Origin of the sequence: Pseudomonas fulva NBRC 16637 = DSM 17717 (genome assembly GCF_000730565.1) — a bacterium.
GTDB classification, from domain to species: domain Bacteria; phylum Pseudomonadota; class Gammaproteobacteria; order Pseudomonadales; family Pseudomonadaceae; genus Aquipseudomonas; species Aquipseudomonas fulva.
The window spans coordinates 553081-562887 of sequence record NZ_BBIQ01000001.1 but is presented as its reverse complement, the minus strand read 5'-3'; the positions used below and the strand labels follow the sequence as shown (position 1 = coordinate 562887).

Here is a 9807-nt window from a genome sequence, read left to right as displayed (position 1 = left end):
AAATCAAAAGCAAAGCGGGGGAGGCCCTTCGGCCTCCCCCGCTTATATAGAGACGCACAACGAACGTCTTACTCTGCTTTGAGCGTTACGCGCGCAAACGACTTCTTACCCGCCTGGCAGACATGGGTCGCACCCAGTGCCACTACAAACTCACGGTCAACCACGACGCCATCGACCTTCACAGCCCCACTGCCCAGCAGGTCCCGCGCCTGCGCCGAGTTCTTGACCAGCCCGGCACGGTTGAGCACTGCAGCAATCGGCAGCGCCTCGGTTGCAGTCACTTCGATTTCGGGCAGGTCTTCCGGCAACTCGCCTTCCTTCATACGATTACCGGCGCCACGATGAGCGTTGGCTGCGGCTTCTTCCCCATGGAACCGCGCCACGATCTCCTCCGCCAGCTGGATCTTGATGTCCCGAGGGTTCGCCCCATTGGCCACATCCATACGCAGCTGATCGATCTCCTCCATGGAGCGGAAGCTCAGCAGCTCGAAGTAACGCCACATCAAGGTGTCCGGAATCGACACGAGCTTGCTGTACATCACACCCGGCGCTTCCTGGATGCCGACATAATTACCCAGGGACTTGGACATCTTCTTGACGCCATCAAGCCCCTCAAGCAGGGGCATGGTCACGACGCTCTGAGCTTCCTGACCGTAGGCACGCTGCAATTCGCGCCCCATGAGCAGGTTGAACTTCTGGTCGGTACCGCCCAGCTCGACATCCGCCTTGAGCGCGACCGAGTCATAGCCCTGCACCAACGGATAGAGGAACTCATGAATGGCGATGGGTTGATTGGTGGTATAGCGCTTGTCGAAATCGTCACGCTCCAGCATACGGGCGACCGTGTACTGCGACGCCAGACGGATGAAGTCGGCGGGCGTCAGTGCATCCATCCAGGTGGAGTTGAACGCGACCTCGGTCTTGGCCGGATCGAGAATCTTGAAGACCTGCTGTTTATAGGTCTCGGCATTGTCCAGCACCTGCTCACGGGTCAGTGGCGGACGCGTGGCACTCTTGCCACTGGGGTCGCCGATCATGCCGGTGAAGTCACCAATCAGGAACACCACGGTATGACCCAATTCCTGGAACTGGCGCAGCTTGTTAATCAGTACCGTGTGACCGAGATGAAGGTCAGGTGCGGTAGGGTCGAAACCGGCCTTGATGCGCAAGGGCTGACCACGCTTGAGTTTTTCAACCAGCTCGGACTCCACCAGTACTTCTTCCGCACCGCGCTTGATAAGCGCCAGCTGCTCTTCAACCGACTTCATAGACAAACCCGCAAGGCTCAGATTCAGGGGGAGCCAACCATACAAGATCGGCCGTCAAATACAAGTTTTGCAAAGGAATGTGACCTGGGGACGTGCTCGCAGCGTCTACGCGCCCTTGCGTGAAAATGGTTTTGGTTATATTTTATACAGTTATTTCATCTTCATCATGTCATTCATCTATTCCATTTCACCTTTTTCAAAGTCTCCTTACCCATGACCAACGAACCGCCTAAAGCGCCTCCGCTTTATCCGAAAACACACCTGTTGGCCGCCAGCGGCATTGCCGCCCTGCTTAGCCTGGCATTGCTGGTATTCCCATCCAGCGACGTGGAAGCCAAAAAAACCACCCTCAACCTCGAGCTGGAAACCCCAGCCGAGCAACTGAAAGACGAATCCCGCGCCGCGCCGCTGGTGCAGGCATCCGGCGAGCAGGGCTCGCCGTTTGCGCAGATCGATGAGGCGGCCGCATCCACCCAGAAAGCGGAACAGCAAACCCCTCCGGCAGAAGCTGCCGCACAGCCCGCCAAGGACCCTGCCCACCGGGAAGTCACCGTCGCCAGCGGGGATACCTTGTCAACGCTGTTCGCCAAGGTCGGACTGCCGGCCAATGCCGTCCACGACATTCTTGCCAGCAGCAAGCAGGCCAAGCAGTTCAGCCAGCTCAAGCACGGCCAGGTCCTGCAGTTCGAATTGGACAAGCAAGGCCAGCTGGCCAGCTTGCACAGCAAGGTCGGCAACCTGGAAACCATCCGCCTGACCAAGACGGCCAAGGGCTACACCTTCAATCGTGAAATCAGCAAACCCGTGGTGCGCACTGCCTACGCCCATGGCGTCATCAAGAGCTCGCTCTCCGCATCGGCACAGCGCGCCGGGTTGTCCCACAGCCTGACCATGGACATGGCCAAGGTGCTGGGATACGACATCGACTTCGCCCAGGATATTCGCCAAGGTGACGAGTTCGACGTGGTCTATGAGCAGAAGGTGATGGACGGCAAAGTGGTCGGCACCGGCAATATCCTCTCAGCGCGCTTCACCAACCGCGGCAAAACCTACACGGCCGTGCGTTATACCAACAAGCAAGGCAACACCAGCTACTACACGGCCGATGGCAACAGCCTGCGCAAGGCCTTCATTCGCACACCCGTGGATTTTGCGCGCATCAGCTCTCGCTTCTCTGCCGGGCGCAAGCACCCGATTCTGAACAAGATCCGCGCCCACAAGGGGGTGGATTATGCAGCCCCGCGAGGCACGCCCATCAAGGCTGCGGGTGATGGCCGCATCGAGCTGGCCGGCCGGCGCGGCGGCTACGGCAATACGGTGATCATCCAGCACGGCAATCGGTACAAGACCTTGTACGGTCATATGCAGGGCTTTGCCAAGGGCATCAAGACCGGGGGTTCGGTCAAGCAGGGCCAGATCATCGGTTATATCGGGACCACGGGGCTTTCTACCGGGCCTCACCTGCACTACGAGTTCCAGGTCAACGGCGTGCACGTCGACCCGCTGAGCCAGAAAGTGCCGATGTCCGACCCGATCGCCAAGAACGAGCGCCAGCGCTTCCTGCAGCAAAGCCAGCCGCTGATCGCACGCATGGATCAGGAAAAAGCCACGCTACTTGCCATGAACAAACGGTGAGCCCATGGGCCTCTACCTAGGCGTGATGTCAGGGACCAGCCTGGATGGACTGGACATCGCCCTGATCGAGCAAGGCGAGCACGTCGAACTGCTCGCCACCCATTACCTGCCCATGCCAACGGAATTGCGACAAGCGCTGCTTGACCTGTGCACATCCGGGCCGGATGAAGTGGCGCGGGTCGCCCTCGCTGAAAACGCGTGGGCGGCGGTGGCAGCGCAAGGCATACTCGATTTGCTCGACCACCACGCCTTGCAGCCCACCGACATTCGCGCCATCGGCAGCCATGGCCAGACCATTCGCCATGAGCCTGCCCGAGGTTTCACCGTGCAGATCGGCAATCCGGCGCTCCTGGCGGAGCTGTCAGGCATCACGGTCGTGGCTGACTTTCGTCGCCGTGACGTAGCAGCCGGCGGTCAGGGCGCGCCGCTCGTCCCAGCGTTCCACGAAACGCTGTTCGGCCATCTCGAACAGCCGTTGGCCATCCTGAACGTAGGCGGTTTCAGCAACCTCAGCCTGATTGCCAAGGACAAACCGGTCCGAGGTTTCGATTGCGGCCCGGGCAATGTCCTGATGGACGCCTGGATCGAGCGCAAGCGCGGCCAGGCATACGATGCCGACGGCGCCTGGGCGGTCTGTGGAGCTGTGCAACCTGCCCTACTGGCCTCTCTCATGGCCGACCCATTCTTCGCCGGCAGTGGGCCCAAGAGTACAGGCCGCGAAGTCTTCAACCTGCGCTGGCTGGACAGCCACCTCGCTGCCCTGCCTGCTTATCGCGACGAAGACGTCCAGGCAACGCTGCTGGAGGTCAGTGCACAAAGCATCATCGATTCGCTGAGCACCGCACAGCAGGGCACCAGGACCCTTTTGGTATGTGGGGGCGGCGCGCACAATGGCGCCTTGATGGCTCGCCTTGCAGCAGGCCTGCCTGACGTGAAGGTGTCCAGCACCGCTGAACAGGGAGTAGACCCTGACTGGGTCGAGGCCATGGCGTTCGCCTGGCTGGCGCATTGCTGCCTCGAAGGCATACCTGCCAACCGTCCCAGCGTTACAGCGGCCAAAGGCCTGCGTGTTCTGGGCGCCATCTATCCGGCTTGAGCCATTGACCTGCCCAACGAAAAACGCCGCGCTTGAGCGCGGCGTCTTGACGAGGGCATGTCGTCAGATCGAGAACGAAGAGCCACAGCCACAGGTAGTGGCGGCGTTAGGGTTCTTGATGATGAAGCGTGAGCCTTCCAGGCCTTCCTGGTAATCCACTTCGGCACCGGCCAGGTACTGGAAGCTCATCGGGTCCACTACCAGCGAAACACCCTCGCGCTCAACGATGGTGTCGTCATCGGCCACTTCTTCATCGAACGTGAAGCCATACTGGAAACCCGAGCAACCGCCACCGGTGACGAATACACGCAGTTTCAGCCGGTCATTGCCTTCTTCGGACACCAGGTTCTTCACCTTCAGCGCAGCACCGTGGGTAAATTCCAAAACCGTTGGGGTGAAGGTTTCGACGCTCATGTTGATTCTCCCGGCGCGGTGGCCGTCATAAAACTCGATGACGGCCATTATCCGCTTTCCCGAGAAAATCGGTCAACAATAGGCGACGGGCTGGTCGCGAATCAGTGCAGCCTGCCGCAAGCCTTCTTCAGCTCACGGCAACAGGCCGGCATGGCTCAGCCCCATGCGCTCATCGAGCCCGAACACGATGTTCAGGTTCTGCACGGCCTGCCCGGAAGCGCCTTTGACCAGGTTGTCGATGACCGACAGCACCACGACCAGGTCACCGCCTTGCGGACGATGAACAGCGATGCGGCAGACGTTGGCGCCGCGCACGCTACGGGTCTCGGGGTGGCTACCCGCGGGCATCACGTCCACGAAGGGCTCGTTGGCGTAGCGCTTCTCGTACAGCGCCTGAAGATCGGCCGATGTGTCGGCGACGGTCGCATACAAGGTGGCATGGATGCCGCGGATCATCGGCGTCAGGTGAGGGACGAAGGTCAGCCCAATGTCCTTGCCCGCAGCCAGACGCAGGCCCTGGCTGATTTCCGGAAGGTGACGATGCCCTTTGACCGCGTAGGCCTTCATGCTCTCACCGGCTTCACAGAACAGCGACCCCACGGCCGCACCACGTCCGGCACCGCTGACACCGGACTTGCAGTCGGCGATCAAGCGCGACGCATCGGCCAAGCCAGCTTCCAGCAACGGCAGGAAACCCAGTTGAGTGGCGGTTGGGTAGCAACCCGGAACCGCGATCAGTCGTGCCTGGCGGATCTTGTCGCGGTTGACCTCGGGCAAACCATACACGGCACCGTCGAGCAGATCAGGCGCGCCGTGAGGCTGGCCGTACCACTTGGCCCATTCAACTGCGTCCTGCAGGCGGAAGTCGGCCGACAGGTCGATGACCTTGGTGCCCGCGGCCAGAAGCTCGCCCGCCAAGGCATGAGCGACACCATGCGGGGTGGCGAAAAACACCACGTCACACGCGCCCAGCGCCTTGCTGTCGGGCACGCTGAATGCAAGGCCGTCGTAATGGCCGCGCAGGTTCGGGTACATGTCGGCCACTGCTACACCCGCTTCCGAGCGCGACGTGATGACCGCCACCTCGGCCTGTGGGTGCTGAGCCAGCAGACGCAACAGTTCGACGCCGGTGTAACCCGTGCCGCCGACGATACCGACCTTGATCATAACGCTTGCCCCTTATCAACGAGCCGTCTGGAAAACGCACGATGATAGGGGCGTGATGCGTCTGTCACAACACTTCAGGTGTCCCTGAGGGCGCCTGGGCACTACTATCTGACGACCGTGAATACCTGAAGGAATGCCCCGATGCTCTACCTATGGATCAAAGCGCTGCACATTGTCAGCGTCGTATGCTGGTTCGCCGGCCTGTTCTACTTGCCACGGCTGTTCGTCTACCATGCCCAGAGCCAGGACAGCATCAGCCAGGACCGGTTCGTGACCATGGAGCGCAAGTTGTACCGAGGCATCATGAACCCGGCGATGATCGCCACCTACGTATTCGGTGCCTGGATGCTCTACCTCACGCCTGGGTGGCTGAGCCAGGGTTGGCTGCACGCCAAACTCACCCTGGTGCTTCTGCTGACCGGCTATCACCACGTGTGTGGCGCCCAGCGCAAACGCTTCGCTGCCGGCACCAACACCCGCAGCCATGTCTACTATCGCTGGTTCAACGAGGTACCTGTGCTGATCCTGCTGGCGGTCGTCATCCTGGTGGTGGTCAAACCGTTCTGAGGGTGTTGCCCAGCACTGGGCGGTGCAGCGCTAGCGGCCGATCGGCATAAGCGCCACTGACAGGCCCTGCAGCGGCTCATTCCCAGGCTTGGGCGGCCCAGCAAAACGCAGCATCCACCACTGCCAAGCTGTACACTAGATGCCCTCTTCGGCCCCAGGAGCCCTGCATGACCCGTTACGCCATGATCACCGGCGCTTCCACCGGCCTGGGCCTGGCCCTGGCGGAGGCCCTGGCACGGCGCGGGCGCAACCTGATCCTGGTCGCACGCCACCGTGAAACGCTGGAGCCGGTCGCCATCGAGCTTGCCCAGCGTTTCGGCGTCGAGGTGCTGTTGCGTGCGTGCGATCTGAGCCAACCGCTGAGGCTGTCGGGGTTCGTTCTCGAGCTCGAAGAAGGCGAGCGACGCATCGATTTGCTGGTCAACTGCGCCGGTCACCGCACCTACGGGCCATTCCTGGCCCATGAGTGGGCCGACGAACAGGACCTGCTCGAAGTCAATGTGCTGGCGCTGAGCCGCTTGTGTCATGCCATCGGCAATCTGATGGCGGTACAGGGCGGCGGCCAGATCCTCAACGTTGCCGGGCTGGCCGGTGTGGCCCCTGGGCCCTGGATGGCCACCTATGCCGCCAGCAAGGCCTACGTGATGAATTTCTCCCAGGCCCTGCGCGAAGAACTCAAACCCACAGGCATCAAGGTCTCCGTGCTGTGCCCGGGACCGGTACGTTCCTCACGGCGCCGCATAGCCCGGCTCGAAGGCAAAAGCCGCTGCCTCAGCCCCGAGGAAGTGGCGCTGTACACCGTTCGCGCGCTCGCCCGCAACCGCGCCCTGATCCTGCCGGGGCGACGCAATCGCTGGCTGGCGATCGCCCCGCGGCTGCTGCCGAACTGGCTGGTGCGCAAGCTGGCAGGTGTGATTCACCGGCGTTATTGCCCAGCCGGTATGGAATAGTCGCTGGGCGAGCGGCTCCGGCCTGAGTACACTCGGCCCGGACCCTCACCATGGAGCAAGTGCTGTGGACGATTTATTCCTCAAGATCATCAACCGAGAGATCCCGGCGAAGATCATCTACGAAGATGACCAGGTTCTGGCATTTCACGACATCGCCCCCCAGGCCCCGGTGCATTTTCTGGTCATTCCGAAAAAGCACATCCGCACCCTCAACGACCTGACCGAAGAAGACAAGGGCCTGGCTGGGCACATTCTGTTCACGGCCCAGCGCCTGGCCAAGGAGCTGGGCTGCGAGGAAGGCTTTCGCGTGGTCATGAACTGCAATGAACAAGGTGGCCAGACGGTCTACCACATTCACATGCACGTGCTCGGCCAGCGCCAGATGAACTGGCCACCGGGCTGATCCACCGCAAGCGACTCGAGCGCGATTGGGTTAAACTGTCGGGCACATTCTTGCGGAGGTGCCCGATGGCTACCGAACGTCACTATTCCCCGCTCGACCGCTTGTTGCTGCAGGCCGACACCGCCATGCGCACCTTGCTGCCGTTCAGCGGCCAACCCTCTCGCCCGTCCCCGGCTATCGTCAAACCCGCCGTCGAACTCGAAGATCGGCAGGCACGCCACGTGGCAGGGCTGATGCGCATCAACCACACCGGCGAAGTCTGCGCCCAGGCGCTTTATCAAGGCCAGGCCTTGACGGCCAAGCTGCCGTCAGTGCGCAAGGCCATGGAGCGCGCTGCGGATGAGGAAATCGATCATCTGGCCTGGTGCGAACAACGGATCCGTCAACTCAACAGCCACCCCAGCGTCCTGAACCCGCTGTTCTACGGCATGTCATTCGGCATTGGCGCTTTTGCCGGGCTGGTGAGTGACAAGGTGAGCCTGGGCTTCGTGGCAGCCACCGAGCACCAGGTCTGCAAGCACCTGGATGAGCACCTGGTGCAGATCCCTGCCGAAGATGAAAAATCCCGGGCCATCCTTGAGCAGATGCGCGTCGACGAAGAACAGCACGCCGATGCGGCACTGCAAGCCGGTGGCTACCGCTTCCCTGCGCCTGTGCGTTTTGGCATGAGCCTGCTGGCCAAGGTCATGACAAAGAGCACCTATCGCATCTGAAGGCTCGCCATGACAACACGTTTCGACGCCAAGGACCTGGCGCGAGCGGTCGAGGCGGGGATTCTCCAGCCAGACCAGGAACAGGCCCTGCAAGCCTTTCTCAGCCAGCGGCATAGTGCGACGGGCAGCCTGCAGCTGGCCCATGGCGCGTTCTACTTCGGCGCACTGCTGGTCATGGGGGCCATGGGCTGGCTGCTCAATGAAGCATGGCTACGCATCGGCGACACCGCGTTGCTGGCCGTGGCCAGTGCCTACATCGGGTTGCTGACCCTGGTCGCACTCAGCCTTCAGAAGCGTAAACAACCCGTTGCGGCCGGCGTACTGGCCGCAGCCGCGGTCAGTATCGTGCCACTGGCCGTTTTCGCACTGGAGCGATTGCTCGGTTGGTGGCCGCTCGATGACGTGCAAGCCGATTACCACCAGTACTACACCCAGGTACAAGGCGGTTGGCTGGCCATGGAGGCCGCTACCGTTCTTGCAGGTGTGATGATGCTCCGCCTAGTTCCCTACCCGTTTATCGTCATGCCCATTGCCGTTGCCCTGTGGTTCATGTCGATGGACCTTACCGAGTGGGTAGTCGGCGCGCCATTCAGTTGGGAACAACGCCGGGAGGTATCCCTGTGGTTCGGATTGGCGACCTTGCTGGTGTTTCTGCTGGTCGATGGCAGAACACGGCATGATTATGCCCACTGGGGCTATCTTGCCGGTCTGGCGGCCTTCTGGGGTGGGCTGACCATGCTCGACAGCGGCAGTGAATGGGGAAAAGCCACCTACTGCCTGATAAACCTTGTGCTCATGGGGGTGGCAGTGCTGCTGCGAAGGCCCGTTTTCATGGTGTTCGGCGCACTTGGCGTTGCCGCCTACCTGGGGTACCTGGCGTATGACGTATTTGCCGAATCATTGCTGTTCCCGGTGTTGGTCAGCTTGATCGGCCTGGGCGTCATAGGGCTGGGCCTGCTTTACCAGAAACACCGGGAGCCGTTGAGCCAGTCGGTCAGAAGCGCACTGCCAGGCTGGCTATACGCAACGCTGCCAGCACTGCGCCATTGACGGTCGCCGGTACGCCACGCAGCTCGCGCCCTTTGCTCAACCCAGTTCCACGATCTCGTAGCCATGGGTGATCTCGACCCCGGCACGCTCGAGCATGATCGACGCTGAACAGTATTTTTCGGCCGAAAGCTCGACGGCACGCTTGACCTGCGCCTCTTTCAATCCCCGGCCCTTTACCACGAAATTCATGTGGATCTTGGTGAATACCTTCGGGTCTTCACCTGCGCGCTCGGCCTCAAGAAACGCTTCGCAGCTCTCCACCGCTTGGCGCGATTTCTTCAGGATGCTGACCACATCGAAACTGCTGCATCCACCCAGGCCCAGCAACAGCATCTCCATCGGCCTGACGCCCAGGTTTCGGCCGCCGGCTTCGGGTGGGCCATCCATCACCACGACGTGACCGCTGCCGGATTCGCCAAGGAACATTGCCTCACCGGCCCACTGGATACGTGCCTTCATCACCCGAACTCCTGATTTCGCAAAAAGGGTGTCAGCTTAGTCGTTGTGCCGCTGTGGGAAAAGCATGTAAGGACTCGCTTTAATG

At 61.3% G+C, this 9807-nt stretch carries 11 protein-coding genes; 7 read left to right on the top strand and 4 right to left on the bottom strand.

What is annotated here, in order from left to right; translation table 11 throughout:
- Positions 1 to 68 precede the first annotated feature (68 nt).
- The gene (gene tyrS / locus PFU01S_RS02540; protein WP_027913656.1) at positions 69 to 1268 is read right to left on the bottom strand and encodes a tyrosine--tRNA ligase; all 1200 of its coding nucleotides are present in this window, start codon (positions 1266 to 1268) and stop codon (positions 69 to 71) included.
- 213 nt (positions 1269 to 1481) lie between these two features.
- Between tyrS and PFU01S_RS02535 the strand changes: the two genes are divergently transcribed.
- Positions 1482 to 2903, top strand: coding sequence for a peptidoglycan DD-metalloendopeptidase family protein (locus PFU01S_RS02535; protein WP_027913655.1), 1422 nt, complete (start codon positions 1482 to 1484; stop codon positions 2901 to 2903).
- A gap of 4 nt (positions 2904 to 2907) precedes the next feature.
- The gene (locus PFU01S_RS02530) at positions 2908 to 3999 is read left to right on the top strand and encodes an anhydro-N-acetylmuramic acid kinase (RefSeq protein WP_028686611.1); all 1092 of its coding nucleotides are present in this window, start codon (positions 2908 to 2910) and stop codon (positions 3997 to 3999) included.
- A gap of 63 nt (positions 4000 to 4062) precedes the next feature.
- Here PFU01S_RS02530 and erpA read toward each other — a convergent pair whose 3' ends face one another.
- Both erpA and argC read right to left on the bottom strand, forming a co-directional pair.
- On the bottom strand, positions 4063 to 4413 hold the full coding sequence (erpA, locus tag PFU01S_RS02525; protein ID WP_023532751.1) for an iron-sulfur cluster insertion protein ErpA: 351 nt from the start codon (positions 4411 to 4413) through the stop codon (positions 4063 to 4065).
- A 132-nt stretch (positions 4414 to 4545) separates the two neighbouring features.
- Positions 4546 to 5580 (bottom strand): N-acetyl-gamma-glutamyl-phosphate reductase, encoded by a 1035-nt coding sequence (argC, locus tag PFU01S_RS02520; RefSeq protein ID WP_028686612.1) that lies wholly within the window; start codon positions 5578 to 5580, stop codon positions 4546 to 4548.
- Positions 5581 to 5721: 141 nt separating this feature from the next.
- Between argC and hemJ the strand changes: the two genes are divergently transcribed.
- From hemJ to PFU01S_RS02495, 5 genes are all read left to right on the top strand, one after another.
- Positions 5722 to 6147: a protoporphyrinogen oxidase HemJ gene (gene hemJ / locus PFU01S_RS02515; protein WP_023532455.1), complete on the top strand. Its 426-nt coding sequence runs from the start codon at positions 5722 to 5724 to the stop codon at positions 6145 to 6147.
- 167 nt (positions 6148 to 6314) lie between these two features.
- Positions 6315 to 7097, top strand: coding sequence for an SDR family NAD(P)-dependent oxidoreductase (locus PFU01S_RS02510; RefSeq protein WP_027913652.1), 783 nt, complete (start codon positions 6315 to 6317; stop codon positions 7095 to 7097).
- A 64-nt stretch (positions 7098 to 7161) separates the two neighbouring features.
- Positions 7162 to 7500, top strand: coding sequence for a histidine triad nucleotide-binding protein (locus PFU01S_RS02505; protein WP_027913651.1), 339 nt, complete (start codon positions 7162 to 7164; stop codon positions 7498 to 7500).
- 65 nt (positions 7501 to 7565) lie between these two features.
- Positions 7566 to 8213 (top strand): 2-polyprenyl-3-methyl-6-methoxy-1,4-benzoquinone monooxygenase, encoded by a 648-nt coding sequence (gene coq7 / locus PFU01S_RS02500; protein ID WP_027913650.1) that lies wholly within the window; start codon positions 7566 to 7568, stop codon positions 8211 to 8213.
- A 9-nt stretch (positions 8214 to 8222) separates the two neighbouring features.
- Positions 8223 to 9263, top strand: a complete 1041-nt coding sequence (locus PFU01S_RS02495; protein WP_027913649.1) for a hypothetical protein — start codon at positions 8223 to 8225, stop codon at positions 9261 to 9263.
- A gap of 36 nt (positions 9264 to 9299) precedes the next feature.
- Here the strand turns inward: PFU01S_RS02495 and PFU01S_RS02490 are convergent, their stop codons facing one another.
- On the bottom strand, positions 9300 to 9722 hold the full coding sequence (locus tag PFU01S_RS02490) for an OsmC family protein (RefSeq protein WP_023532673.1): 423 nt from the start codon (positions 9720 to 9722) through the stop codon (positions 9300 to 9302).
- Positions 9723 to 9807 lie beyond the last annotated feature (85 nt).